This window comes from Bradyrhizobium sp. BR 1433 (assembly GCF_051547665.1).
Taxonomy (GTDB): domain Bacteria; phylum Pseudomonadota; class Alphaproteobacteria; order Rhizobiales; family Xanthobacteraceae; genus Bradyrhizobium; species Bradyrhizobium australafricanum.
In genome coordinates, this window is sequence record NZ_JBPUGG010000001.1 from 814,169 (window position 1) to 838,951 (window position 24,783).

Here is a 24,783-nt window from a genome sequence, read left to right on the forward strand (position 1 = left end):
GGTTTTCGTGAAGTCGCGCCCTGTTACACGATTGCACCGGGCATTGTCACCCCCGAGATAGTCGCACTGTCGATGATCACAAGCAGCGCCGATCGCGGCCCGGCCAGGCCTTGCCGGGAACCGGTGATTTCTACTATAGTAGACAAATGGATACTTTAGTCGACGATCTGAGCCAACGCCTGGCACAGCGGATCAAGCTCGAACGCGATGGCCGGGGCTGGTCGCTGGCCGATCTCGCCGAGCGCGCAGGCGTCTCGAAGGCCACGATCAGCAAGATCGAGCGCGCCGAGGTCAGCCCCACCGCGGTCGTGCTGGTGCGCCTCGCCTCGGCGTTCGATCTCACCCTGGCCGGCCTCATGTTGCGCGCCGAAGGCCAGGGCGAACGGCTGTCGCGCGCGGCCGCGCAACCGGTCTGGCGCGATCCGGAAACCGGCTATCTGCGCCGCCAGGTGTTCAGCCGCCCCGACCATCCGGTCGAGCTGGTGCGGGTCGAGCTGCCGCCGAAGCAGACCGTGACCCTGCCCGCCTCCTCCTACGCGTATATCCGCCAACTGGTCTGGGTGCTCAGCGGCAGCCTCGTCATCACCGAAGGCGGCGCACGCCATGTGCTCGGCGCCGGTGATCGCCTCGGCTTCGGCCCTCCTGCGGAAACGACCTTCGCCAACGAGACCAACGCTTCCTGCACCTATGTGGTCACCCTGGCCCGGAGCTGATGCATGTCGCACTTCGCCATCAAGCCGCTCGAGGACGCGCCGGGATTCGCAGCGCGCTCAGCGAATTGTTGATCGAGACCGTCGCCAGCGGCGGCTCGGTGAGCTTCATGCATCCGCTGTCGCCGGATGACGCCGATGCATTCTGGCAGGGCTCGCTCGGCGCCGCCGCGCGCGGCGAGCGCATCGTGCTCGGCGCGTTCACCGGCAGTGATCTGATCGGCACGGTGACGCTGCTGCTCAAACTGCCGCCGAACCAGCCGCATCGGGCGGAAATTGCAAAGATGATGACGCGCGTCGCCCACCGCCATCGCGGCGTCGCGACGGAATTGATGCGCGCGGCCGAGCAGCTTGCGATCGCGCACGGCCGCACACTGCTGGTGCTCGACACCGCCGAAGAGGACGGCGCTGCGCCACTCTATGAAAGACTGGGATTTCAGCTCACCGGCCTCATCCCGGACTACGCGCTGAAGCCGCATGGCGGCCTCACCGGCACGATGATCTACTGGAAGCGGATCGGCGCGGCGGCGGCCTAGCCCGCCCCGTCATTGCGAGGAGCTCGCGACAAAATTGCAAAGCAATTTTGCGCTGAAGCGACGAAGCAATCCATCGATCCGCATATGCAGTGAAATGGATTGCTTCGCTTCGCTCGCAATGACGTACGGATAGATATGGGCTAACACCCCGCGGCGATCGCCAGAAAATCCGACGCCTTCAGGCTGGCGCCGCCGACCAGTGCGCCGTTGACATTGGCGACGCCCATCAGTTCGGCCGCGTTCGACGGCTTCACCGAGCCACCATAGAGGATCCTGATCCTGTTTCCCTCGCCCTTGAAGCGATCGGTGAGCTGACCTCGGATAAACCTGTGAACTTCCTCGACATCCTTGGCCGTCGGGGTCAGGCCGGTGCCGATCGCCCAGACCGGCTCATAGGCCACGACCAGGTTGGCGGCGGTCGAGCCGTCGGGCAGCGAGCCCGCAAGCTGGGTGCCGCAGACATCGAGCGTCTTGCCGGCGTCGCGCTGCTCGCGCGTCTCGCCGATGCAGACGATCGCCGTCAGTCCGGCGCGCCACACGGCCTCCGCCTTCTGCCGAATCAAGGCGTCGGTCTCGCCGTGGTCGGCGCGCCGCTCGGAATGGCCGACGATGATCGCGACCGCCCCGAGATCCCTGAACATCTCCGCCGAGAGATCGCCGGTGTGGGCGCCCGATGCCTTGGGATGGCAATCCTGAGCGCCGACCGCGACCTTCGAGCCGCGCGCCTTGTCGGCGAACGCCCCGACCAATGTCGCGGGCGGACAGACCAGGAGATCAGCCTTCCCGGCGACATCGCCGGCGCCCGCCAGCATCGCGTCGAACTCGACAAAAGAGGATTTCAGGCCGTTCATTTTCCAGTTGCCGGCGATCAGCGGCCGGATGGCGTCGGTCATGTCGGATTTCCCATCGTTCAAGCGTGTCCCTGCGCTATCAGAGCCGGGCGGCGACTTCCAGAGCGCGGCTTCGCGCAAACCGTGCGACGCTTCCGCCCGCGCGGCCAAGGTTGCGGGGCGCTTCGGCCACTTTATGATGGGTTTTCAACCCGGTGACGCCCTGCTGCGGGACAAAAGCCTCGACTTTCGGCTCCCCATTGGGCACGACCCGGTTCCCCTCCTGTAAAACAAGTTGGACCCATGCTTCGAGGAATGCGGAAAGCCTCATCAAACTGGCTCGGCAAGACGATTATGGCCGTGGTGATGGGCGTTTTGATCGTCAGTTTCGGAATTTGGGGCATTGCCGACATTTTCAAGGGGTTTGGCCAGTCGACCTTCGCCAAGGTGGGCGGGACCGAGATTTCGGCCGAGCAGTTCCGCCAGATCTATACCGACCGCCTGCAGCAGCTTGGCCGTCAGTTCGGCCGCCCGCTGACGCCGGACCAGGCGCGCGCCTTCGGCATTGACCGCCAGGTGCTGCAGCAGACGCTTGCGGAAGCCGCGATGGACGAGGAAGCACGCCGCATGGGCCTCAACGTGTCCGACGCCGAGGTGCTGCGCGCGATCTACAACGATCCGAACTTCAAGGGCCTCAACAACCAGTTCGACCCGCAGCGTTTCCAGGCCGTGATCCGCAACTATGGCTATACCGAAGGTCGCTACATCGCCGAGCAGCGCCGCGTTGGCCTCAGGCGCCAGATCGCCGGCACCATCTCGTCCGGGATCGAGCCGTCGAAATCGCTGGTCGAGGCGCTGACCCGGTTCCAGAACGAGCAGCGTTCGATCGACTACATCACGCTCGGCGCCGCGCAGGCCGGAACCATCGATCCGCCCTCGCCCGAGGCGCTCGCCGCCTATTTCGAGGACCACAAGGCCCAGTTCCGCGCGCCCGAATACCGCAAGATCTCCTTCGTCGCCATCACGCCCGAGGAAATCGGCAAGTGGGAAACGGTGTCGGACGAGGACGCCAGGAAGATCTTCGAGGAGCGCAAGGACCGGCTCAGCACGCCGGAGAAGCGCGAGGTCTCGCAGATCGTGTTTCCGGACGCCGGCGAGGCGCAGGCCGCGCGCGGGCGGATTGCGTCGGGCACGTCGTTCGACGACATCGCCAAGGAGCGCAACCTCAATCTGGCCGACGTCAATCTCGGGCTGGTCGCGAAGTCGGCGATCCTCGATCCGGCCGTCGCCGATGCCGCCTTCTCCCTGGCCGCCGGCGAAGTCAGCCAGCCGGTGCAGGGCCGCTTCGGCGTCGCGCTGGTCAAGGTCGGCAAGGTCGAGCCCGGCGCGACCCCGAGCTATGAGAGCCTCGCCCAGCAGGTGAAGAACGAGATCGCCTCCGAGCGCGCCCGCACCAAGGTCGCCGACCTGCGCGACAAGATGGAAGACGAGCGCGGCGGCGGCGCCAGCGTCGTCGAAGCCGCACAGAAACTGAAGCTGACGCCCGTCACCATCGACGCGGTCGATCGCTCCGGGCGGCTGCCGAACGGCCAGGTCGCGACCAACATCCCGCGCGGCCTCGACGTGGTGTCGCAGGCCTTCAACAGCGACGTTGGCGTCGACAACGACCCGATCCAGTTCAACGGCGGCTATGTCTGGTACGACGTGCTCGGCATCACGCCGTCGCGCGAGCGCAGCCTCGACGAGGTTCGCGACCAGGTCGAGGCCAAGTGGCGCGAAGACCAGATCTCCACCAAGCTGCGCGCCAAGGCGACCGAGATCGTCCAGAAGCTCGACAGCGGCGCCAAGCTCGCCGACGAAGCCGCCGCCGCCGGCGTCAAGGTCGAAACCGCGGCGAATTTCAACCGCGAGGCCTCGCTGCCTGCCGTGCCGGCCGGCGTGATTGCGGCGGCATTCCGGACCGCCAAGGACGGCGACGGACAGACCTCCGTCGCCGGCGGCAGCCAGTGGGTGGTCTTCCGCGTCACCAACGTGACGGTGCCGCCGGTCGACTTCGCGTCCGACGCGGCCAAGCAGCTCACCGAGGCGCTGCGGCGGTCGCTCAGCGACGAGCAGGTCGCGCAATATGTCACGAAGATCGAGTCCGATATCGGTGTGACCATCAACCAGGCAGCCTTCGCACAGGTGACAGGCGCAAATAATTGAGCATGATCGGGACAGCGCGACGACGCGCTGCGCGGCGATCAAGCTCCAACAACAGACCCTGAGCCAGCGAATGGACGACCTGAAATCGATCATCGGAAAAGTCGCCACCGGCGCCACGCTGACGCGTGAAGAGGCGGCGTCCGCCTTCGACAGCATGATGTCGGGCGAAGCCACGCCCTCACAGATGGGCGGGCTATTGATGGCGCTGCGGGTGCGCGGCGAGACCGTCGAGGAGATCACCGGCGCCGTCACCGCGATGCGCGGCAAGATGCTGCCGGTCACGGCGCCGGCGGAGGCCGTCGACATCGTCGGCACCGGCGGCGACGGCTCCGGCTCGGTCAACGTCTCGACCTGCGCGGCCTTCATCGTGGCCGGCGCCGGCGTGCCCGTGGCGAAGCACGGCAACCGCGCATTGTCGTCGCGCTCGGGCGCCGCCGACGTGCTGGCCTCGCTCGGCGTCAGGCTCGATTTGACGCCCGAACAAGTCGGGCGCTGCGTCAAGGAAGCCGGCATCGGCTTCATGTTCGCGCCCGCGCATCATCCGGCGATGAAGAATGTCGGTCCGACCCGGGTCGAGCTCGCCACCCGCACCATCTTCAACCTGCTCGGCCCGCTGTCGAACCCGGCCGGCGTCAAGCGGCAGATGGTCGGCGTGTTCTCACGGCAATGGGTGCAGCCGCTGGCGCAGGTGCTGAAGAACCTCGGCTCGGACAAGGTCTGGGTCGTGCATGGCTCCGATGGCCTCGACGAGATCACCCTCACCGGCCCGACCTTCGTTGCGACGCTCGAGAACGGCGAGATCAGGACATCAGAGGTGACGCCCGAGGATGCCGGCCTTGGCCGCGTCGGCGGCGAGGCGCTAAAGGGCGGTGACGCCGATGCCAATGCGATCGCGCTCTCCAGCGTGCTGCAGGGCAAGCCGAGCGCCTATCGCGACGTCGCCTTGCTCAACGCCGCCGCCGCGCTGATCGTGGCCGGCCGCGCCAAGGACCTCAAGGAAGGCGTCGCGATCGGCGCTCAGTCGCTCGACAGCGGTGCTGCCGCCGCGCGGCTGAAGCATCTGGTCGCGGTTTCGAACGGTTAAGCAAGGCGCTAAGCGATGTCGGACATCCTGACCAAGATCGAGGCCTACAAGCGCGAGGAGATCGCCGCCGCGAAGCGCGCCCATCCGCTCGCCGAGATCGAGGCGGAGGCCAGATCGGCCTCGGCTCCTCGCGGCTTCGTCCGCGCCCTCAAGGACAAGCATACGCGCGGCGACTACGCGCTAATCGCGGAAGTGAAGAAGGCCTCGCCCTCGAAAGGATTGATCCGGGCCGACTTCGATCCGCCCGTGCTCGCAAAGGCCTACGAGGCCGGCGGCGCGGCGTGCCTGTCGGTGCTGACCGACGCGCCCTCGTTCCAGGGCCATCTCGACTTCATGGTTGCGGCCCGCGCGGCGACCAGCCTGCCGGTGCTGCGCAAGGATTTCATGTTCGACACCTACCAGGTGGCGGAGGCGCGCGCCCATGGCGCCGACTGCATCCTGATCATCATGGCCGCGCTCGACGACGCGGCGGCCAGGGAGATCGAGGACGCCGCGCTCGGCTACGGCATGGACGTACTGGTCGAGATTCACGACCGCGCCGAGCTTGACCGTGCCTTGAAACTTCGCTCGCCGATGATCGGCGTCAACAACCGCAATCTGCGCACCTTTGAGACCACGCTCGCGACCAGCGAGGCGCTGGCACCGCTGATCCCGCCCGACCGCCTGATGGTCGGCGAGAGCGGCATCTTCACGCCTGGCGATCTCGCCCGGCTCGAACGGGTCGGGATGTCGACCTTCCTGGTCGGTGAAAGCCTGATGCGCCAGCAGGACGTCACTGCGGCCACCCGCGCCTTGCTGACGCGGCAGGCCGCCCCGCGCGCCACCGCAACGCGCTGACGCAATGGCGCGGAACAGCAAGGGCAAGACCAAGGCCGAGCCTTCCGGCTCCGGCACCGCCCTCACCCATATCGACGCCAAGGGCGAGGCTCGGATGGTCGACGTCTCGGCCAAGCCCGCGACCGAGCGGACCGCGGTCGCCGAAGGCCGCGTCGTGATGAGCAAGGCGACGCTGGCGCTGATCGAAACCGGCCAGGCCAAGAAGGGCGACGTGCTGGCGACGGCGCGGATCGCCGGCATCATGGCGGCGAAGCGGACCTCGGAATTGATCCCGCTCTGCCATCCGCTGGCGCTGACCAAGGTCACGATCGACATCACACCCGACCGCAAGCTGCCCGGCTGCATCGTCCGCGCCAGCGTCAAGGTGACGGGGCCGACCGGCGTCGAGATGGAGGCGCTGACCGCAGTCTCGGTCGCATGCCTGACGATCTATGACATGGTCAAGGCGGTCGACCGCGGCATCCGCATCGAGGGCATCCACCTCGTCGAGAAGATCGGCGGCAAGTCCGGGCACTATCGCACCCGCGCTTGATCGCCGGTGCGCAAGCGACGGCCTGTCGCAAATGCCCGCAAGGTTTCATTAACCAATCTCGCTAACCCGCGCTCCATTTCGATTGGATACGACTTTCGCGGGCCGGGGGTGCACAGACCTACTTCCGGGTGAAACACCTGGAAGCGATTGCGGCAAATGACTCCAAACGGCAGCGCCACGTTCAACATCAAATCGGTGATCGGCAACGGTCCGATCCGCTGGCTGATCCTCGGCGGCGCCGTGATGATGGCCGCGATCGCGATCGGCGCTACGCTGATGGCGGAGAATTTCCGCGATCGCGCCCTGCACAACAGCGAGCGTGAGCTCGAGAACACCGTACTGCTGCTGGCGCGGCATTTCGACCAGCAGCTCGACGATCTCGAAGTCGTCCAGCGCGACCTGATCACGTTCATGCGCGACAATGCAATCGCGACGCCGGAGAATTACAAGCGCCGGATGTCGGCCGCCGACATCCATGCGATGCTCAAATCCAAGATGGACGCGCTGTCCAATGTCGGCAGCCTCAACGTGTTCGACGCCGACGGCGTTCTGATCAACAGCTCGGGCGCCTGGCCGCTGCCGCAGGCCAGCATTGCCGACCGCCCCTACTTCCAGATCTTCAAGTCGAGCCCCTATTCGCCCGACATGCAGGTCGCGCCGGTGGTGAGCCGCATCACCGGAAACTGGACCACCGTCATCGTCCGCAAGGTCACCGGTCCGCATGGCGAATTCCTCGGCGTGGTCGGCCGCGGCATCGAGCCGGCGGCCTTCGAGAAATTCTTCTCCACCGTGGCGCTCGGCGACGGCGCCGCGATCTCGATGCATCATCGCGACGGCACGCTGCTGGCGCGCTATCCCCATGTCGAGGAGCTGATCGGGAAGAATTTCCGCAACGGTCCGGTCAATCAGCAGCAGGTGTTCGAGCTGCCGCAGAGCACGACGCGGCTGGCCAGCCCGGTCGACGGCAAGGACCGCCTGGTGTCGTCGCGGGCACTGACCAAATTCCCGATCGTCGTCGTCGCGACGAGCACCACGGAGGCGGCGCTCGCCAACTGGCGCGAGCAGATCGGCATCCTGATCGCGGTGACCAGCGTCTCGGTGCTGGCGATCGCGATCCTGCTGACGCTGGTGGTGCGCAAGCTGGTGCAGCAGCATCGCGCCCAGCAGCAGCGCCTGACGCTGGAGAAGCTGCGGCTCGACACCGCCGTCAACAACATGACGCAGGGGCTGTTGCTGTTCGATGCCGCGCAGTGCCTCGTGATCTGCAACAGGCGCTATATCGAGATGTACGGATTGTCGGCCGACATCATCAAGCCCGGCTGCAGCTTCCGCGACGTCATCGTGCATCGTCACCGGACCGGCTCGTTCCAGGGCGACGTCGAGCGCTACGTCAATCTCGTGCTGCGCGACGTCGGCATCCGCAACACCATGGTGATCACGACGCCCGACGGGCGCTCGATCCAGGTCGTCAACGAGCCGCTGGCCGACGGCGGCTGGCTTGCGACCCATGAGGACGTCACCGAGCGCCGCCGCGCCGAGGAGCGCATCACGCATCTCGCCCACTACGATGCGCTCACTGACCTGCCGAACCGCGCGCTGTTCCACGAGGAAATCAGGCGCGAGCTGCCGCATGTCACGCCCGACAGCCAGCTTGCGGTGCTCTATATCGACATCGACGAATTCAAGGGCGTCAACGACTCGCTCGGCCACATGGTCGGCGACGAGCTTCTCAAGTCCGTGGCCCGGACGCTGAGCGGCGTGATCGGCGAAGGCGATTTCGTCGCCCGCCTCGGCGGCGATGAGTTCGCGATCGTGCAGACCGGGGTGAAGAGCGAGGCCGAGGTCGCCGACCTCGTCGCGCGCATCTACGAGGTGATCCGCGCGCCCTATCAGTGCCTCGGCCACCAGGTCACGACCGACGCCAGCATCGGCATCGCGCTGGCGCCGAAAGACGGTACCGATCTCGACCAGATCATGAAGAACGCCGATCTTGCGATGTATGCGGCGAAGTCGGCCGGCCGGCGCGTCTTCCGCTTCTTCGAGCCGGCGATGGATGCCGACGCCCGCGCCCGCCGCGAGCTCGAGATGGAGTTGCGGCAGACGATCGCCGCCGGCAGCGGGCTCGAAGTGCATTACCAGCCCTGCGTCGACCTGCGCAGCAACGAGATCACCGGCTGCGAGGCGCTGGTGCGCTGGCGTCATCCACAGCGCGGCATGATCTCGCCGGCCGAATTCGTGCCGATCGCGGAAGAGACCGGCCTGATCAACCAGCTCGGCGAGTGGGTGCTGATGACGGCCTGCAAGGAAGCCGTGAGCTGGCCCGACCACGTCAGGCTCGCCGTCAACGTCTCGCCGGTGCAGTTCCGCAGCGGCACGCTGGCGCTCAAGGTGATCGCAGCGCTTGCATCGTCGGGGCTGTCAGCGAGCCGGCTCGAGCTCGAGATCACCGAGGCGGTGCTGATCCGCGACGACGAGACGGCGCTGGCCGCGCTGCACCAGCTGCGCGCCATCGGGATCAGGATCGCGCTCGATGATTTCGGCACCGGCTATTCGTCGCTGAGCTGTTTGAAGCGATTCCCGTTCGACAAGATCAAGATCGACCGCTGCTTCGTCACCGACATCGCCGATCCGCAGGGCTCGGCCGGCATCGTCGAGGCCGTCGTCAACATCGCCGCCGAGCGCAGCATGACGACGACGGCGGAAGGCGTCGAGACCGCGCAGCAGCAGCAATTGCTGCGCGAGCTCGGCTGCTCGGAAATGCAGGGCTATCTGTTCAGCCCGCCAAAGCCCGCCGCCCAGATCCGCGAGCTGCTGGCCGGGCATCGCCGCGGCCCCGCTGCGGGAGCGAGCACGGCGCGTCGGCGCAAACCCGTCGCCGGCGCGGCGTAAGGCTGCTCGCAAGGCGGGAGCCCGAGGGGCGCTTGCGTGATTTCGGAATTTTGGAAGAATGCCCTGTAATTGCCCGACGTGTCAAATTGGTCGAGCGCCAGCCACCGCCGGCTCCTTTGCATGGGGTTGTTTTCGATATTTTGGCAGCACGCGCCTGCGACGGCGCCCGGATGGAGCCAACAGGTCGCACGAACGCGCGCCCGATGACGGGCCCCGCGCAATCCGGGGACCTTGCAAACGCGCAGACAGCTCCCGGATTTCGCTTCGCTCCATCCGGGCTACATGTGTCGGGTTCTAGTTCGGCACCGGCCGCTTCTGCGCGGCCTTGGTGTCGGCGTTCTTGGCGTCGGCGTTGACGGTGACGCCGCGCAGCTGGTTGAACGCCGCGGCGAGCGCCTTGTCGTTCTTCTCGTCCGGCGGGACGTAGGATTGCGAGCCGGTCTGCTCGGCGCCCTCGGCGGAGAGATGGCCGCGCATCGAGGCCTCGCCCTTGATCTCCGAGCGGGTCTTGAACTCGTCCGGCACGTCCTGCAGCACCTCGATGTCGGGCTTGATGCCGAGTGCCTGGATCGAATGGCCCGACGGCGTGAAATAGCGCGCCGTGGTCAGCGCCAGCGCGCCGTTGCCGGTGCCGAGCGGAATGATGGTCTGCACCGAGCCCTTGCCGAACGAGCGGGTGCCGATCAGGGTCGCGCGCTTGTGGTCGTGCAGCGCGCCGGCGACGATCTCGGAGGCCGAGGCCGAGCCGCCGTTGATCAGCACGACGAGCGGCTTGCCCTTGGTCATGTCGCCGCCATGCGCGGTGAAGCGCTGGGTTTCCTCGGGATTGCGGCCGCGGGTCGAGACCACCTCGCCGCGCTGCATCAAGGTCGAGGTCACCGAGACCGCCTGGTCGAGCAGGCCGCCGGGATTGTTGCGGAGGTCGACGACGTAGCCGGCGAGCTTGTCCTGCGGGACCTGCTTCTGGATCTCGCCGATCGCCTTGCGCAGACCTTCGGTGGTCTGCTCGTTGAACGAGGTGATCCTGATATAGCCGATGTCGCCGCCCTCGACGTGATACTTCACCGGGCGGACGCGGATGATCTCGCGCGTAATCGAGACCTCGATCGGCTTGTCGGCGTCCTTGCGGATGATCTTCAGCCGGATCGAGCTGTTGGGCGCGCCCTTCATCTTGTTGACGGCCTGGTCGAGCGTCATGCCCTGGATCTGGTCATCGTCGATCGAGGTGATCACGTCGCCCGACATGATGCCGGCGCGCGAGGCCGGCGTGTCGTCGATCGGTGCCACCACCTTGACGAAGCCGTCCTCCATGGTGACCTCGATGCCGAGCCCGCCGAACTCGCCATGCGTGGTCTCCTGCATCTCCGCCCAGCCCTTCTCGTTCATGTAGCGGGAGTGCGGATCGAGCGAGGAGATCATGCCGTTGATCGCGCCCTCGACGAGCTTGGCGTCCTCGGGCTTCTCGACGTAGTCGGTCTTGACCTTCTCGAACACCTCGCCGAACAGATTGAGCTGCGAATAGGTGTTGCTGTTGTCGGAATGCGCGGCGGCGTTGGCGACGGCGAACAGATGCGCGCCCTGCGGCGAGGCCACGAGCAAGGTGAGACACGCGCCCGCGACCGTCCCGAGCAAGAAGCCAACATGTTTGCGCATTATCCGTGATCCCTTCGCTAACGGCCGGCAACGTTTCGCAACATTCGGCCCCACCCCGACGCGGGGCACCACACAACGGCTTTTTGGTCGGATCAAGGCCGCGTTGTCACCGGACCATTACGGTCCTGTCACGGTGCCCGGATCGGCCTCTTTGTCAGCCCCCTGTCAGCCTTTCGTCGGCCTTTGGCCCAGTCTCCCGCAACCCGTTCTGCCAGGTCGACGGCTGGGTGCCGAATCCGCGCTTGGCCCGCGTGCCCAGCCAATAGCCGAACTGCGGAGGAACGTTGCGGAACGGCCCCTCGACGCCGAGCTTGAGCGCGGCGTCCATCGGCCAGTTCGGGTTATTGAGGATTTCCCGGCCGACCGCGATCAAATCTGCTTGTTTATCACGCAGGATTTGTTCGGCCTGGTCTCCGTGGATGATCAGGCCGACCGCCATGGTCATGATATCGGCATGGGCGCGGACATATTCCGCGAGCGGCACCTGATAGTTGTATTTGATCTCCTTGCCCAGGATCGGCGCCATCTCGCTGATTCCGCCCGATGAGCAGTCGATCACATCGACGCCCTTCGCTTTCAGGATCCTGGCGAGCCGCGCGCTCTGCTCCGGGCCCCAGCCGGCATTGTCCTCGACCGACAGCCGCACGAATAGCGGCTTGTGATCCGGCCAGTGCGCCCGCACCGCCTCGGTGACCTCGATCAGGAAGCGCATCCGGTTGGCTTCCGAGCCGCCATACTCGTCGCTGCGCTGATTGGAGCGCCCGGAGAGGAATTCGTGCACGAGATAGCCATGGGCGCCGTGCAGTTCCAGCACCTCGAACCCTGCCGCATGGGCGCGTCGTGCCGCCTGCCCCCAGGCTGCGACGAGTTCCTTCACCTCATGCGTATCCAGCGCGCGCGGCACCGGCCATCGCTCGCTATGGGCGATCGCGCTCGGCGCCACCGGCGTCCAGGCATCCCAATCCTCGATCTCGGCGGTGCGTTCGAGCGGACGGTCGCCCTCCCAGGGCCGGCTCGCACGCGCCTTGCGGCCGGAATGGCCGAGCTGGATGCCGGCGACCGCTTTCTGCTGCTTGATGAAGCCAACCAGGCGGCTGAGCGGCGCGATGAACTTGTCGTCCCAGATACCGAGATCGCCGATCGTGCCACAGCCGCGCCGCTCGACCTTGGTCGATTTCGACGATCACGAGACCGGCGCCGCCGGCGGCGAACTTGCCGGCATTCATCAGATGCCAGTCGGTCGGAAAGCCCTTCTCGGCGGAGTATTGGTGCATCGGCGGCACCACGATGCGGTTCTTCAGCGTGACGCCGCGGATGGTCATTGGCGAAAACAGCAGCATGTCGGACATCGCTTCCTCATTATGCGTCGTTACCCGGCGCGCGGGACCGATCTTGTGTTTGGCGCGGACGATATACGCACCGCGCAATGGCCGATAGAGGCACGCCGGCCGCCGCTCAAACGGATCGCGGCATGGCAGCGCTGTAGCGGGCCGCGGCACGTTCGCCATGCTTTGTTCCCTCGCGGCGATTTTTCGCGCGCACAGGAAATGATGATCGCGATGCGTGTTGTCCCCGGCAACCCAGAGGAGGGACACTGCATGAGGACCCGCACAATCGCACTGCTCATCGCCGGTGCCATGGCAACCGGCCCGATACTGGCGCAACACGCGGTTGCCCAGAACCTGCAAAACGAGGCCGACAAGGGCGCCAAGACCCGCAACTCCGGTGAATCCGGCTATGTCGGCGATCAGGACAAGCCCGGCGCGGCCGCAACGCCTCCGGGACGCCCCGATACGGCCGCCGGTTCCCCAAGCGCCACGACGTCTCCGAGCGCTCAAAGTTCCGGAACCGGGATCGCCGGGGCGCCGGGCAACAAGAGCGGGCCGCCCGCCAAGCAGGGCACGGTCGGTTCGAACTCGCAGAACCTGCATGTCCAGGAACAGGATCCGTCGAACATTAAGGGACAGCCCGGCAACAAGAGCGGCCCACCCGCAAAGCGCTAGGCTGCGCGCCATGCTGACCGGGCGGCCGTGAACCGGAATAGCGCCTGCAAAGCTCGCTGAGCCCGATCGGCGCAGGTGCGACACGCGCCGTTGATCAAGGTGCTCCGATCTATTGAGCGGTCTTCCGGCTCGCGGAGAGATCGGTCGGGCAATTTGCTCCGCATTCAATCGACTTCTTCTGGTCGGCAACGCGCCATACCAGCAACGCGACCAGGACAATGATGGTGACGGTGAGCTTTGCCAATGCGTCGTGATTCAATGTCGGCTCCGCAGAACAATCGGCATAACGAAAAAATCAGCTGCAAGCAGAAATGCGACCTCGGCACCCTTTGGGGCCGAAGGCCGACGCTGGGGCCGTCCACCAAGCCCGCATTCGATTCGGGCCGGCCGACGTCATGATGGTACGGTCCTGGCGCGGTCTGCAAGCTTCTCAGTCTGCATGGCAGCACGGCACGGCCGGCCGCAGCCGGTTGGAACATTGTCATCGGTGTGGGGTTCAGTGGCTGTCCTCTGATTCATTGCCCCAGAGGCACACACCACCTCCTGCGGCCCCAGCCGTCACGCTGGGGCCGTAAATCATTGGAGGTGCTCGCGGACTGCTGTTGGTCGCGGGGTGAGTGAACGATCTCCGAGAACCACGATCGATTTGCGCGGGCGCGCCCGCAAATGACGTAGCCTATACAAGCCAGATCGCGGTCAGAGCTTCGCGAGCCTCGCCGCGCCCGCCGCGATCGCGTCATTGAAGCTGGTGTCCCAGAATTTTCCAACCTCCGCGCGCGCGTCGAGCACGCCGAGCTTGAAGAAGGTGTCGGCGACCTTCTGGTGCGTCTCCGGCACGTCAGGCGTCACCCCGGCGAGCGCGAAATCGTCGCTGCGACGGGCGAACTGGTCGAGGATGTCCTGCAACGGCAGATGCGTCTCCGCCACCTGCGCGGCCGCATAGACCGGAAAATTCTTGTTGGCGAACGCATAGGCGCGCTGGATCCGCAGCAGCAGATCGCTCACGGCCGCGTGACGCAGCGGATCGTCGACGGCCTTCGGATTGGCGTAGATCGGGAAATTCCCCGAGAGGTAGCCGGCGCCGGTCTTGAGCAGCCGCGCGCCCTGCTTGGCGATCGCGAGTTGCCCGTTATAGCCGTAGATCGCCCAGGCATCGAGCTTGCCGGAGGCGAACGCCGAATAGCCGTCGGACGGCGTCAGATTGATGGCCTCGATATCGCCAAACGCAAGGCCGGCTTCCTCGAGTTGCTTGGCGAGGAAATAATGCGCCGTGGTCGCGCGTACATAGCCGACGCGCTTTCCCTTGAGATCGGCGATCGAATGGATCGGCGCGTCCTTGGCCGCCACAGTGACCTGGATGTTGAGATCCTCATGGGTGACGGCGATGAAGCGCACCTTGGCATTCTGGCGCGCCGCGAACATCGCCGGAATCTCGCTGCCCGAACCGATGTCGAGCGCATCGCCGTTCAAGGCCTCGATGTGGAGCACACCGTTGTTGAGCTCCTTCCACTCGATCCTGTACGGCGTCTTGTCCTCGCCCGCGGCCTGCAACAGCTGGCGCCAGCCGCCCTTGTAGTGGGCCACGCGCAATGTGACGCCGCCGAGATCGGTGCCGCCACCCGCCCCGGTTTCCGCGCGCGCACCGCCGGTAATCAGACTTCCGGCAAGCACGCCGAGCGCAGAACGTCGCGAAAGCGAAAATGGCGTAGTCACCGGCTTGAGCTCCTGATCAACAGTCACAACTGCTGCAAGCTTAGGAGAAAACCGCCCGATGTATATGAGACGCTATTTCGTTTTTCGCCGTGCGCGAGAAAGGCCGTTCCATGGATCGACAACTCCGCGCGATGATTCGTTTTTCGCCGCCCGGTCGGCCAATCGTAGCCCGGATGACGAGCGCGATATCCGGGGTCCCGCCATCGATTCACGCTGGACCTTACCCGCATGTCGCTTCGCTCATGCGGGCTACTTCCCGCTACTTCGCAAGCTCGTACACATCGGGATCGAAGCTCGAGCTCGGATTGGCGAACGCTTGGCGCAGCGCCGGCGACATCGGCACGTTGTAATTGATGCCTTTCGGCGGGGTCGGCGCTTCCAGCCACTTCCTGTACATGACCTCGATCTCGGGGCTCTTGTAGAGCTCCGCCGTGGCGCGGTCGGCGAGCGCCTTGAACGGGATGTCCTCCCTGCGCAGCATGATGCCGAACGGCTCTGCCTTCGAGAACGCCTCCTCGCTGATCATGTAGAGCGAAGGCTGCTTCGATCGCGCGATCGCAACCGCAAGCTGGACGTCGTCGAGCGCGTAGGCCTGGGCGCGATCGGTCTCCAGCATCAGGAACGCCTCGGCCTGGTCCTTTGCCGGGAGAACGTTGATGCCGAGCTTGCGTTCGGTGTTGACCTTGATGAGCTGCGTGAGGTTCACCGAGCCCGCAACGGCGGTGACGGACTTGCCCTTGAGGTCGTCGATCGTGTTGATCCCTGCAGATTTCTTGGCGGCAAACCGTGTCGCGCTGAGGAAGTGCGTGTTGGTGAAGGTCACCTGCTTCTGGCGGTCCGCGCTGTTGGTGGTCGCCGAGCAATGCAAATCGATCGTGCCGTTGACCATCAGCGGAATGCGGTTCGACGAGGTCACCGGGAGGTAGTCGACGGCGATGTCGGATGCGCCGAGCTCCTTCTTCACGGCATCGACGATCTTCAGGCAGATGTCGAGCGCAAAGCCGATCGGCCGCTGATTGTCGTCGAGATAGCTGAAGGGAACGGAAGCCTCCTGAAAGCCGAGCGTGACCTTCTTCGTCTCCTTGATCTTCTGCAGCGTGCCCGACAGCTCCTCGGCCGCCGCGGGGCTTGCGGCGAGCGTGAGGGCGAAGAGGATGGCGGGCAAACGCATCGGCGGCTCCTGTGCGGTGATCAGACGGCGGTGATAGCGCACGCATGAGCGTGGTGCCAGATGACGGTGTGTCTAGCAGCTATCGCACTTTGCTATGGTCCGCCTGCCAAAGTCGCACCCGCAGCCGCGACGCATCCCTAGCGCTGCGCCCCACCCTCGAGCAGGCGATCGCTGACCAGGCGGACCGCGCCACGGGTCCAGGAATAATCGGCGCCCATCCGCAGGCCGCTGTCGCCGCGTGCGACGACCGCGCCGCTGCGGGCGTCGCGCAGCTGGAAGCCGATCGTGTATTCGGTCCGGCTGACCCGCCTGATCACGCCGATCAGCGATTGATCGGCGCCGAGCTGTTGCGCGATCGCGGCCTCGCAACCGTCGCAGTCGCGCAGCGCACGCGCCTTGACGGGCTCCGCGGTCGCGCCGCCGGTATCGACCAGGCGGTAGCGGCCCGACTGCGCAAGCCGGTCACGCACGCCGTTGGTGGCATCGGCGAGGTAGGCCGCATCGGCGTCGGCAAGGCCGGACGCGGTTGCCGCGGAGGTGTCCTCAAGCTCGAATTCGAACACCGCAAGCCCGATCGGCGCAGCCGTGGCGGTCTGCGCCGGCGGCGGCACGCCCGCGAGAACGCCGCGCAGCTCGCGCGATACGAACATCCGCGCATGGTCCCATGCCTCGTCATTGTCGCCGCGAAACGTGTAGAGCTTTTCGTATAGCACGCGGCTCCCTTCGACATCGATGACCGCCACCTTGGCCCACTGCACCAGCGTGCTCATCTTCTGCACGCCGCCGACCACCTTGATCCGGGCCTCGCCTGCGGGCGCCGCTGCTGGCACCAGGCGATAGCGCGGCTCCGCGGCGACGTCGGCGCGCAGCGCGCGCATGAACGCGTCGAGCCGCTTCTGGTGCGCAACAGTCTGATCGATGACCTCGCCCGAGGTGTCGACATAGCTGAAATCGTCGATGCTGACGCCAAGCGGGGATGCCACCGCCGTGCCGGCTTCGGCGCGCAGCGGACAAGGTCCGGCCAGAAGGCCGATCAACGCGAGGGCGTGCAAGACAAGACGGGATTGACGCATAGCCTGGGCCTTTCGGATGCGGGCGCGGGCGGGTCGGTCGCATCCTGGGCCGATAGGCCTCCGCGCAGCAGCAGAGCGCCTCCCGCCCGGTGCCGGGAAAATTTCACGACGATGGTCCGCGCCCGAAGAACGCCCATGGCGGCGCTTCTCGACGCCTCCGTTCTGCCGTTTAATGTGCGTGACGGCCCTGCCCGCGATCGCGTGCCGAAGCCGTCTGCGATCTCTGAGGGTACGCCAATGTGGAATTGGTCCGGAAGCGATCTGAAACTGCGGCTGACGTTGCGCGTGGCGATCGTCTCGACGCTCTGCTTTGCCGTCATCTCCGGCTACTTCCTGATCGAGGCCGACCGCTCGGTGCGCGGGCGGATCGCGGCCGTTGCCGATGTCGCCGCCAAGACGCTGGAGCTGCAGCAGAGCAAGATCCAGTGGCTGAACAATGCGCGCTCCGAATTTCCCGATCTCGACAGCGTTGCCGCCTCGGTCATGACGCCGGGACTGTGCCTCGCCTTTCGCAGCAATAGCGGCGAGATCAGCCAACGCTTCTGCGGCGGCGCGCAGACTGACACGGCCGCGCCGCCGCTGGCCTTCGCGGCGCTCTATCGCCGCCTGTTCGATCCCGGCCGCGAGGCCGTGCGGCAGGTGGTTTCGCGCGGCAACGCCATCGGCGAGGCCGTGGCCTGGATCGATCCGGCGGTGCCGACCGCAGAGGCCTGGCACGATGCCGGCCGGCTGATGGCGGTGTTCATGATCGCGCTGCCGCTGCTCTGCGCCCTGGTCTATGCGGCGCTGGCGCGCGCGCTGCGTCCGACGCGGCGGATCCGCGACGGGCTCGAGCGGATCGCCGCAGGCGACCTCGCCGCGCGCCTGCCGCCGTTCGATCTCGCCGAACTGTCGGCGATCGGCGACGTCTTCAACCAGCTCGCCGAGCGCCTCGCCGCCGCACTCTCCGACCGTAACGCGCTGACGCAGAAACTGATCCTGGTGCAGGACGAGGAGCGCCGGCACCTCGCGCGTGAGCTGCATGACGAGTTCGGGCAGTCGCTGGCCGCAATCCGTGCGCTCGCCGCCTCGGCGCGCCAGACCGCGGCGGCGGATTGCCCGCCTTTGCTCGCCGAATGCGACGGCATCGCGCGGACCGCGACCGGCATGATGGAGACGTTGCGCGGCGCCCTCTTGCGGCTCCGCCCGCCCGATGTCGACGAACTCGGACTTGCGGCCAGCCTCGAGGGCCTGGTCGCAGGCTGGAACGGCCGCGGCCGCGGACAGCCGCGGTTCGAGATCACCATATCGGGATCGTTCGAGCGCCTTGCCGCCTCCGTCAGCGCCAATCTCTACCGCATCGTGCAGGAGGCGCTGACCAACGCGGCCAAGCATGCCGGCGCCACGCGCGTGATGCTGCGGCTTGAGATGCGCGAGGCGGCGCCCGGCGGCGGCGCCCGCGCGATCGTGCTCGCGATCGAGGATGACGGCCAGCCCGGCGATCCCGATCCCAAAGGCGATCCCCAGCTCAGGTCCGGCCTCGGCCTGCTCGGCATGCGCGAACGGGTCGCCGCGCTGGGCGGGCGGCTCAGCTTCGAGACCGGACAGCCCAGCGGCTCCTCGCTCCGCGTCATCGTTCCCGTCACGGCCAGCCGAGAGGCCGCACCGGTGGAGCGCGCGGCATGAGCCACGCGGCGCGCACCATCATGCTGGTCGACGACCACGCCGTCGTCCGGGAGGGCTACCGGGCGATGCTGCAGAAGCAGCCGGGCCTCTGCGTCGTCGCCGAAGCCTCCGACGGTGTCGAGGCCTATCGCCTCTACAAGGAGACCGGGCCCGACCTCGTCATCATGGACCTGTCGATGCCCGGCATCGGCGGCATCGAGGCCATCCGCCGCCTCCGGCAGTGGGACAGGCGCGCAAAAATCCTGGTGTTCACCATGCACCAGAACGCGGCCTTTGCCGTGCAGGCGATCCGCGCCGGCGCGAGCGGCTATGTCACCAAGACCAGCCCGCCGGAGACGCTGGTGCACGCCGTGATGGATGCGCTGTCAGGCAAGATCGCGATCAGCCCGGACATCGACCACGAACTCGCGCTCAGCCACCTTGCCGGCGAGACCAAGGCGGCCGACCTCCTGACCGCGCGGGAATTCGAGGTGCTGCGGATGCTGCTCGCGGAAAACACCACCGAGGAGATCGCCGCGGCGCTGCACCTCAGCCCCAAGACGGTCGCGAACCTGCATTCCCTGATCAAGGACAAGCTCGGCGTCGGCACCGATATCGAGTTGGTCCGCCTCGCGCTGCGGCAAGGCATCCTGACGCAGATTGATCTCGGCGAGCGCTGACCCGCGGCGGCGCCAGCAACCAACCGCCAGCAACCAACCCTTGCGGGCCTGCCGGGGATTGGATAGCCTTTTGCTCGCGATGAGCTTCGCAGGCTCATTCGCCCCTCGCGCGACTGGCGAGCTTACGTGGAATCGACCACGGTGAAGCGCGAAGGGTTCCAACGCCGTTCGCCTGGGCAACCCGTTCAGCTGATGATCCAGCGTCTTAGGGAGCCCGGACCATGCCGTCATTCCGCAATGAACTCCATCTCAACGATTCGGAAGTTGCCCTTGCGCTCGAGGGCGAGGAGCGCCGCCAGCAAGACGGCGTCGAGCTCGATTCCGTCGGAGAACTACACCTATCCCGAGGTGCTCGAGCTGCTCGGATCGGTGTTCACCAACAAGTATTCCGAGGGTTATCCGGGACGCCGCTATTACGGCGGCCAGGAATTTACCGACCAGATAGAGAACCTTGCCCGACAGCGCGCTTGCGCGCTGTTCCGCGCCGAACATGCCAACGTTCAGCCTCTGTCCGGGTCGCCAATGAACCAGGCCGTGTATCTCGGCCTGCTGCAGCCCGGCGATACGATCTTGGCGATGGACCTGTCACACGGCGGCCATCTCACCCATGGCGCGCCGGTGTCGCACATGGGGCGGCTCTTCAACTTCGCCCGCTACAAGACGCAGCCGTCAAACGGCGGCGCCATCGATTTCGATGAGCTCCGCGCCATGGCCGGGCACGTCCGTCCGAAGCTGGTGCTGTGCGGCTACAGCTCTTATCCGCGCGATCTGGATTATGCGTCCTTCAAGAGCATCGCCGATGAGGTGGGTGCACTGACCATGGCGGACGTCAGCCATTACGGCGGCCTGATCGCCGGCAACGCCTTGCGCAATCCGCTCGATGCGGGTTTCGACGTGATGACGACGACATCGCACAAGACGCTTCGCGGGCCGCGCGGCGGCATCGTTCTTTGTCGCCGGGAGTTCGCCGGCAAGATCGACGCGTCGGTGTTCCCGGGATTGCAGGGAGGTCCGCACATGAACGTTGTGGCCGGAACCGCGGTCACGCTGAAGAAGGCTTCGACGCCCGATTTTCACGCCTATGCAAGGCTGGTCATGCGCAACGCGAAGGTCCTGGCCGAAGCGTTGATGGAACGCGGCATGACGTTGATCACCGGCGGAACCGACAATCACATGATGGTCGTGGATACGGTGGCCAGCGTCGGCCTGGACGGCGGCGCGGCCGAGAACATCCTCGACGCCGTCGGGATCACCGCAAACAAGCAGATCATTCCCGACGATCCGCGTCCGCCGCTCAAGCCGAGCGGCATTCGCCTCGGGACGCCGGCGGCGACCACGCGCGGCATGGGCGAGCCCGAAATGCGCCTGATCGCCGAATTCATTGCGGAGTCCCTCCGGTCGAAGGGAGATGCAGCGGTCGTCAAGCGATTGAGGTCGAACAGCGTCGAGATGTGCCTGCGCTTTCCCCGTTCCGGGGATCGCGCCGCCCTCATAGGCGGCCGGCCCGCGTTCCGTTCGTCGCGTCACTCGGCAGGTCGTGAAGGTTCCCGTGGGAAGGACCGGAACGGAAATTGATGCTGTTCGTTGGACCGCATGATCTCGAAGACGGAGCGTCCAACGCCGTGACCCGGAAAACCTTGCAAGCACGCTCGGAACAGGCGCTCGTCGTCATCATTCTCAGCACCGGTGCGCTGATCGGTTACCTCGGCCTGGCGCTGTCCAGGATGTGAGAGCTACGCCCGGCGGGCACCAAGCCACCGCGGGCGTCAGGCCGCGGCAAGCATCAAGTCGCTTGGTGCGCTGAAAGCGCGTGCGTGCGTGCCACTGAGTTGCCCGACGCGGCAAGCCAAGCCCCGCAGCAAAAATAATATAGGGTGAAAAGAGCAAGGCTCGGACAGATCATGTCGCGAGAATGCGGATGTTTGACGCACAAGCGACGACACCCGCCGTCGTCCCGGCGAAGGCCGGGACCCATTACCCCAAATCTCAATTGTTGCGCGACGCTGGGACCACGATCCCGTTCCTGATCAAATGCGGTGGTTATGGGTCCCGGCCTTCGCCGGGACGACGGTGTGCGCGGGAACAGTCTCGCGATGAATGCAACGCCACGCACGATCCACGCACCCGCCACTGAAATCGAGGACATTGCCGCCTGCCCGCAATTCTCGTACACGGTTTCACGCAATGACCTCGCAATTCTCTCCCAACTCCGTCGACGTGCTGCTGTTCGATATCGGCCGCGTCGTGCTCGACATCAACTTTGACAAGGTGGTGGCGCACTGGGCGCAGCATGCAGGCTGTGCGCCCGCCGAGCTCGCCACGCGCTTTGTCGTCGACGACAGTTTCAAGCATCACGAGATCGGTCGGATCGACGACGCGGCGTTCTTCGAAAGCCTGCGCCGGACGCTCGGCATCAACATCACGGACGCCCAGTTTCTCGAAGGCTGGAATGCGATCTTCACCGGCGAGATGCCGGGCATCGCCCCGCTACTCGCGGCGGCCGCCAAGCGGATGCCGCTCTACGCCTTCTCCAACACCAATCCGGCCCATGTCGCGCATTTCTCGGTCACCCATGCCGAGCTGCTCAGCCATTTCCGCAACGTCTTCCTGTCCTCGAGCATCGGCTTCCGCAAACCCGACGCCGAGGCCTATGATCATGTGGTAAAAGCCATCGGCGTGCCGGCGTCGCGGATCCTGTTTTTCGACGACCTGGCCGCCAATATCGAAGGTGCGCGGGCGCGCGGCCTTCATGCTATCCACGTGACATCGACGGATGACGTGGCAAGGGCTTTGACCGCACTTGGTATTGAACATTAGGAATTGAGGAGCTCTGAGCGTGGCCCTGATGCCGGTTGCCGATGCCCTGTCCGCCGTCCTCGCCGGCGCCGAACCGCTGCCGGAGGAGATGGTCGCGCTCGATGCCGCCTACCACCGCACGCTTGCGCACGACCTCGCTGCGCTCCGCACCCAGCCGCCGCAGCCGATGTCGGCGATGGACGGCTATGCGGTGCGCGCCGCCGATGCGGCTGATCTAAAGGCCCGGCTCAAGGTGATCGGCGAAGTCGCCGCCGGCCGGCCGTTCGAGCGGACGGTCGGCGCCGGCGAGGCGGTGCGGATCTTCACCGGCGGCGTGATCCCCAATGGCGCCGACGCTGTGATCATCCAGGAGGACACCGCCGTCGACGGCGACCACATCACGATCTCAGAGGCCGCCGACGTCGGGCGGCACATCCGCCAGGCCGGGGTCGACTTCCGTGAGGGCGAGGTGCTGCTCGCCGGTGGCAGCCGCCTGTCCGACCGCGCGCTGTCGCTGGCGGCCGCCATGAACTATCCGGAACTTGCGGTGCGCCGCCGCCCGAAGGTCGCCGTGCTGGCGACCGGCGACGAGCTGGTGATGCCGGGCTCGCAGCCCGGTCCCGGCCAGATCGTCTATTCCAACGGCTACGCGCTGCGGGCGCTGGCGCGCGCCGAAGGCGCCGAGACCATCGACCTCGGCGTTGCCGCCGACACGGTAGAGGCGACCACGGCCGGTATCCGCCGGGCACGCGAGGCCCGCGCCGATGTCCTCATCACGACAGGCGGCGCCTCGGTCGGCGACCACGATCTCGTCAAGCGGTCGCTGGAAGCCGAGGGCGTCGAGATGGCGTTCTGGCGGATCGCGATGCGGCCCGGCAAGCCGATGATGCATGGCCGGCTCGGCGCGATGCGGGTGATCGGCCTGCCCGGCAATCCGGTGTCGTCCTATGTCTGCGCCTTCCTGTTCCTGGTGCCGTTGATTCGGGCGCTGAGCGGCCGGAAAGTGATTCATCATCGCCGCGCGAGCGCCCTGCTCGGCCGCGACCTCGCCGCCAACGACCAGCGCGAGGACTATCTGCGTGCGCGCCTCGAAGCGCGCGAGGACGGCACGCTGATCGCAACGCCGGTGACACAGCAGGACTTGTCGCTGCTCGGGAATCTCGCTGCGGCACGGGCACTTCTCGTGCGTCCGCCGTTCGCGGCGGCGGCCGTCGAAGGCAGCGAATGCGAGATCTTGACGCTACCCGAATAGGGCTTTCCCACCGCGCCGATTGTGCGTCGCCCGAGCGCGTTCACCGGAAATTAAGTGGTTGCGGAACACATATCGAACATATAGTGTCCGTTCATGATTTGTTTCGAGTACTGGTGTCTACAATCGGGAAGCCGCGTGGAAGCAGGTGCAACGAGCACGAGCTTCTGAAGTCAGGCCCCGCCTGCAGGCCCCACCAGAAGAGTTCTCGGAATCGAACGACGCTATCAACCGGGGGAATACTCGAGATGCTCACGCGCAAACAGTACGAACTTCTGCGTTTCATCAATGAACGTCTGAAAGAGGCCGGCGTACCGCCCTCCTTCGACGAGATGAAGGATGCGCTCGACCTGCGCTCGAAGTCCGGTATCCACCGCCTGATCACTGCGCTGGAGGAGCGCGGCTTCATCCGCCGCCTGCCGAACCGCGCCCGCGCCATCGAGGTCATCAAGCTGCCCGAACTCTCGGCCGGCGGCGGCAACGGTCGCCGCGGCTTCACGCCCAGCGTCATCGAAGGCACCCTCGGCCGGCGCGCCAGCACGCCGCCGATTGCCGAGGACGACGGCAACCGTCCGGTCGCGGTCCCCGTGATGGGCAGGATCGCCGCCGGTACGCCGATCGAGGCGCTGCAGACCCGCAGCCACACCATCAGCGTGCCGCCCGACATGCTCGGCGCCGGCGAGCACTATGCGCTCGAGGTGCGCGGCGACTCAATGGTCGATGCCGGCATCCTCGACGGCGACATGGCACTGATCCAGCGCAACGACGTCGCCAATACCGGCGACATCGTGGTGGCGCTGATCGACGAGGAGGAAGCCACCCTGAAGCGCTTCCGCCGCCGCGGCGCATCGATCGCGCTCGAGCCGGCCAACACCGCCTATGAAGTGCGCATCCTGCCGCCGAACCGGGTCCGCATCCAGGGCAAGCTGATCGGCCTTTATCGCAAATACTGAACTGCAAATACTTGCGGCGGCCGGGAACGAGCAACACGTCGGATCGTTCCTTGAAAGATAGCGTACCGTACGGCCTGTCCGATGCGCTCCGATACCTCTCGCGCAGCGTCGCGTGTTTGTGATCGGGGCGGTCTCGAACCAGTCGTACAATCGCCCAGAAACGAGCAGACGCTCGTTCGCTATCGTCCACTCTGGTAGAGGCCCTAATGCCTCAAGGAGAGGCAC

At 66.0% G+C, this 24,783-nt stretch carries 19 protein-coding genes, 2 pseudogenes and 1 riboswitch; of the genes and pseudogenes, 15 read left to right on the forward strand and 6 right to left on the reverse strand.

The genetic code is table 11. The annotated features are described in order from the left end of the window. Window positions 1-146 precede the first annotated feature (146 nt). Together ACSKB9_RS04055 and ACSKB9_RS04060 are read left to right on the forward strand one after the other, a co-directional pair. On the forward strand, window positions 147-713 hold the full coding sequence (locus tag ACSKB9_RS04055; RefSeq protein WP_438080049.1) for a helix-turn-helix domain-containing protein: 567 nt from the start codon (window positions 147-149) through the stop codon (window positions 711-713). Between the two features lie 3 nt (window positions 714-716). Continuing rightward, a pseudogene (locus tag ACSKB9_RS04060) lies at window positions 717-1,246 on the forward strand (GNAT family N-acetyltransferase). 140 nt (window positions 1,247-1,386) lie between these two features. Here ACSKB9_RS04060 and tpiA read toward each other — a convergent pair. After that, window positions 1,387-2,139 (reverse strand): triose-phosphate isomerase, encoded by a 753-nt coding sequence (tpiA, locus tag ACSKB9_RS04065; protein WP_438071759.1) that lies wholly within the window; start codon window positions 2,137-2,139, stop codon window positions 1,387-1,389. 240 nt (window positions 2,140-2,379) lie between these two features. On the opposite strand from tpiA, the gene ACSKB9_RS04070 reads away from it, so the two are divergent. From ACSKB9_RS04070 to ACSKB9_RS04090, 5 genes are all read left to right on the forward strand, one after another. Then, the gene (locus tag ACSKB9_RS04070; RefSeq protein WP_438071760.1) at window positions 2,380-4,281 is read left to right on the forward strand and encodes a SurA N-terminal domain-containing protein; all 1,902 of its coding nucleotides are present in this window, start codon (window positions 2,380-2,382) and stop codon (window positions 4,279-4,281) included. A gap of 70 nt (window positions 4,282-4,351) precedes the next feature. Then, window positions 4,352-5,365: an anthranilate phosphoribosyltransferase gene (trpD, locus tag ACSKB9_RS04075; protein WP_411782618.1), complete on the forward strand. Its 1,014-nt coding sequence runs from the start codon at window positions 4,352-4,354 to the stop codon at window positions 5,363-5,365. Between the two features lie 15 nt (window positions 5,366-5,380). Continuing rightward, complete coding sequence (gene trpC / locus ACSKB9_RS04080) at window positions 5,381-6,202, forward strand: indole-3-glycerol phosphate synthase TrpC (RefSeq protein WP_076825441.1); 822 nt, start codon at window positions 5,381-5,383, stop codon at window positions 6,200-6,202. A 4-nt stretch (window positions 6,203-6,206) separates the two neighbouring features. Then, on the forward strand, window positions 6,207-6,734 hold the full coding sequence (moaC, locus tag ACSKB9_RS04085; protein WP_310879568.1) for a cyclic pyranopterin monophosphate synthase MoaC: 528 nt from the start codon (window positions 6,207-6,209) through the stop codon (window positions 6,732-6,734). Window positions 6,735-6,890: 156 nt separating this feature from the next. After that, window positions 6,891-9,623 (forward strand): bifunctional diguanylate cyclase/phosphodiesterase, encoded by a 2,733-nt coding sequence (locus tag ACSKB9_RS04090; RefSeq protein WP_438071761.1) that lies wholly within the window; start codon window positions 6,891-6,893, stop codon window positions 9,621-9,623. Between the two features lie 294 nt (window positions 9,624-9,917). On the opposite strand, the gene ACSKB9_RS04095 is transcribed toward ACSKB9_RS04090, so the two are convergent. Both ACSKB9_RS04095 and ACSKB9_RS04100 read right to left on the reverse strand, forming a co-directional pair. Further along, window positions 9,918-11,276, reverse strand: a complete 1,359-nt coding sequence (locus ACSKB9_RS04095; RefSeq protein ID WP_438071762.1) for a S41 family peptidase — start codon at window positions 11,274-11,276, stop codon at window positions 9,918-9,920. A gap of 154 nt (window positions 11,277-11,430) precedes the next feature. Next, complete coding sequence (locus ACSKB9_RS04100) at window positions 11,431-12,417, reverse strand: NADH:flavin oxidoreductase/NADH oxidase (RefSeq protein ID WP_438080051.1); 987 nt, start codon at window positions 12,415-12,417, stop codon at window positions 11,431-11,433. Window positions 12,418-13,093: 676 nt separating this feature from the next. On the opposite strand from ACSKB9_RS04100, the pseudogene ACSKB9_RS04105 reads away from it, so the two are divergent. After that, a pseudogene (locus ACSKB9_RS04105) lies at window positions 13,094-13,279 on the forward strand (hypothetical protein); the annotation flags it as partial. Window positions 13,280-13,975: 696 nt separating this feature from the next. Here the strand turns inward: ACSKB9_RS04105 and ACSKB9_RS04110 are convergent. The 3 genes from ACSKB9_RS04110 to ACSKB9_RS04120 form a co-directional block, all read right to left on the reverse strand. Further along, window positions 13,976-14,992 carry an ABC transporter substrate-binding protein gene (locus ACSKB9_RS04110; protein WP_438071763.1) on the reverse strand — a complete coding sequence of 339 codons (1,017 nt, stop codon included), beginning with the start codon at window positions 14,990-14,992 and terminating at the stop codon, window positions 13,976-13,978. A gap of 259 nt (window positions 14,993-15,251) precedes the next feature. Further along, complete coding sequence (locus ACSKB9_RS04115) at window positions 15,252-16,163, reverse strand: amino acid ABC transporter substrate-binding protein (RefSeq protein ID WP_438071764.1); 912 nt, start codon at window positions 16,161-16,163, stop codon at window positions 15,252-15,254. A 137-nt stretch (window positions 16,164-16,300) separates the two neighbouring features. Beyond that, the gene (locus ACSKB9_RS04120; RefSeq protein WP_438071765.1) at window positions 16,301-17,236 is read right to left on the reverse strand and encodes a DUF2380 domain-containing protein; all 936 of its coding nucleotides are present in this window, start codon (window positions 17,234-17,236) and stop codon (window positions 16,301-16,303) included. A gap of 237 nt (window positions 17,237-17,473) precedes the next feature. Here ACSKB9_RS04120 and ACSKB9_RS04125 point away from each other — a divergent pair, with 237 nt between their 5' ends. From ACSKB9_RS04125 to lexA, 7 genes are all read left to right on the forward strand, one after another. Beyond that, the gene (locus ACSKB9_RS04125; RefSeq protein WP_438080053.1) at window positions 17,474-18,901 is read left to right on the forward strand and encodes a histidine kinase; all 1,428 of its coding nucleotides are present in this window, start codon (window positions 17,474-17,476) and stop codon (window positions 18,899-18,901) included. Next, on the forward strand, window positions 18,898-19,560 hold the full coding sequence (locus tag ACSKB9_RS04130; protein WP_438071766.1) for a response regulator: 663 nt from the start codon (window positions 18,898-18,900) through the stop codon (window positions 19,558-19,560). The genes ACSKB9_RS04125 and ACSKB9_RS04130 overlap by 4 nt, the downstream gene beginning before the upstream one ends. A gap of 99 nt (window positions 19,561-19,659) precedes the next feature. Next, a riboswitch (ZMP/ZTP riboswitch) is annotated at window positions 19,660-19,745 on the forward strand. A 163-nt stretch (window positions 19,746-19,908) separates the two neighbouring features. Continuing rightward, the gene (glyA, locus tag ACSKB9_RS04135; RefSeq protein WP_438071767.1) at window positions 19,909-21,135 is read left to right on the forward strand and encodes a serine hydroxymethyltransferase; all 1,227 of its coding nucleotides are present in this window, start codon (window positions 19,909-19,911) and stop codon (window positions 21,133-21,135) included. Beyond that, window positions 21,132-21,290 carry a hypothetical protein gene (locus ACSKB9_RS04140; protein WP_229162854.1) on the forward strand — a complete coding sequence of 53 codons (159 nt, stop codon included), beginning with the start codon at window positions 21,132-21,134 and terminating at the stop codon, window positions 21,288-21,290. Before glyA ends, ACSKB9_RS04140 begins: the two co-directional genes overlap by 4 nt. Before the next feature lie 454 nt (window positions 21,291-21,744). After that, entirely contained in the window at window positions 21,745-22,377 is a 633-nt protein-coding gene (locus ACSKB9_RS04145; RefSeq protein WP_438071768.1) for an HAD family hydrolase, read from the forward strand. 19 nt (window positions 22,378-22,396) lie between these two features. Beyond that, the gene (locus ACSKB9_RS04150; RefSeq protein WP_438071769.1) at window positions 22,397-23,608 is read left to right on the forward strand and encodes a molybdopterin molybdotransferase MoeA; all 1,212 of its coding nucleotides are present in this window, start codon (window positions 22,397-22,399) and stop codon (window positions 23,606-23,608) included. Between the two features lie 245 nt (window positions 23,609-23,853). Then, on the forward strand, window positions 23,854-24,558 hold the full coding sequence (lexA, locus tag ACSKB9_RS04155; protein ID WP_016841600.1) for a transcriptional repressor LexA: 705 nt from the start codon (window positions 23,854-23,856) through the stop codon (window positions 24,556-24,558). Window positions 24,559-24,783 lie beyond the last annotated feature (225 nt).

What these genes read in the sequence shown, in the direction of transcription:
- ACSKB9_RS04145 (WP_438071768.1), top strand. Translation starts at nt 21,745, where the DNA reads ATGACCTCGCAATTCTCTCCCAACTCCGTCGACGTGCTGCTGTTCGAT.
- ACSKB9_RS04120 (WP_438071765.1), bottom strand. Translation starts at nt 17,236, where the DNA reads ATGCGTCAATCCCGTCTTGTCTTGCACGCCCTCGCGTTGATCGGCCTT.
- ACSKB9_RS04115 (WP_438071764.1), bottom strand. Translation starts at nt 16,163, where the DNA reads ATGCGTTTGCCCGCCATCCTCTTCGCCCTCACGCTCGCCGCAAGCCCC.
- ACSKB9_RS04130 (WP_438071766.1), top strand. Translation starts at nt 18,898, where the DNA reads ATGAGCCACGCGGCGCGCACCATCATGCTGGTCGACGACCACGCCGTC.
- ACSKB9_RS04090 (WP_438071761.1), top strand. Translation starts at nt 6,891, where the DNA reads ATGACTCCAAACGGCAGCGCCACGTTCAACATCAAATCGGTGATCGGC.
- trpC (WP_076825441.1), top strand. Translation starts at nt 5,381, where the DNA reads ATGTCGGACATCCTGACCAAGATCGAGGCCTACAAGCGCGAGGAGATC.
- lexA (WP_016841600.1), top strand. Translation starts at nt 23,854, where the DNA reads ATGCTCACGCGCAAACAGTACGAACTTCTGCGTTTCATCAATGAACGT.
- ACSKB9_RS04070 (WP_438071760.1), top strand. Translation starts at nt 2,380, where the DNA reads ATGCTTCGAGGAATGCGGAAAGCCTCATCAAACTGGCTCGGCAAGACG.
- tpiA (WP_438071759.1), bottom strand. Translation starts at nt 2,139, where the DNA reads ATGACCGACGCCATCCGGCCGCTGATCGCCGGCAACTGGAAAATGAAC.
- moaC (WP_310879568.1), top strand. Translation starts at nt 6,207, where the DNA reads ATGGCGCGGAACAGCAAGGGCAAGACCAAGGCCGAGCCTTCCGGCTCC.
- ACSKB9_RS04125 (WP_438080053.1), top strand. Translation starts at nt 17,474, where the DNA reads ATGTGGAATTGGTCCGGAAGCGATCTGAAACTGCGGCTGACGTTGCGC.
- trpD (WP_411782618.1), top strand. Translation starts at nt 4,352, where the DNA reads ATGGACGACCTGAAATCGATCATCGGAAAAGTCGCCACCGGCGCCACG.
- ACSKB9_RS04095 (WP_438071762.1), bottom strand. Translation starts at nt 11,276, where the DNA reads ATGCGCAAACATGTTGGCTTCTTGCTCGGGACGGTCGCGGGCGCGTGT.
- ACSKB9_RS04055 (WP_438080049.1), top strand. Translation starts at nt 147, where the DNA reads ATGGATACTTTAGTCGACGATCTGAGCCAACGCCTGGCACAGCGGATC.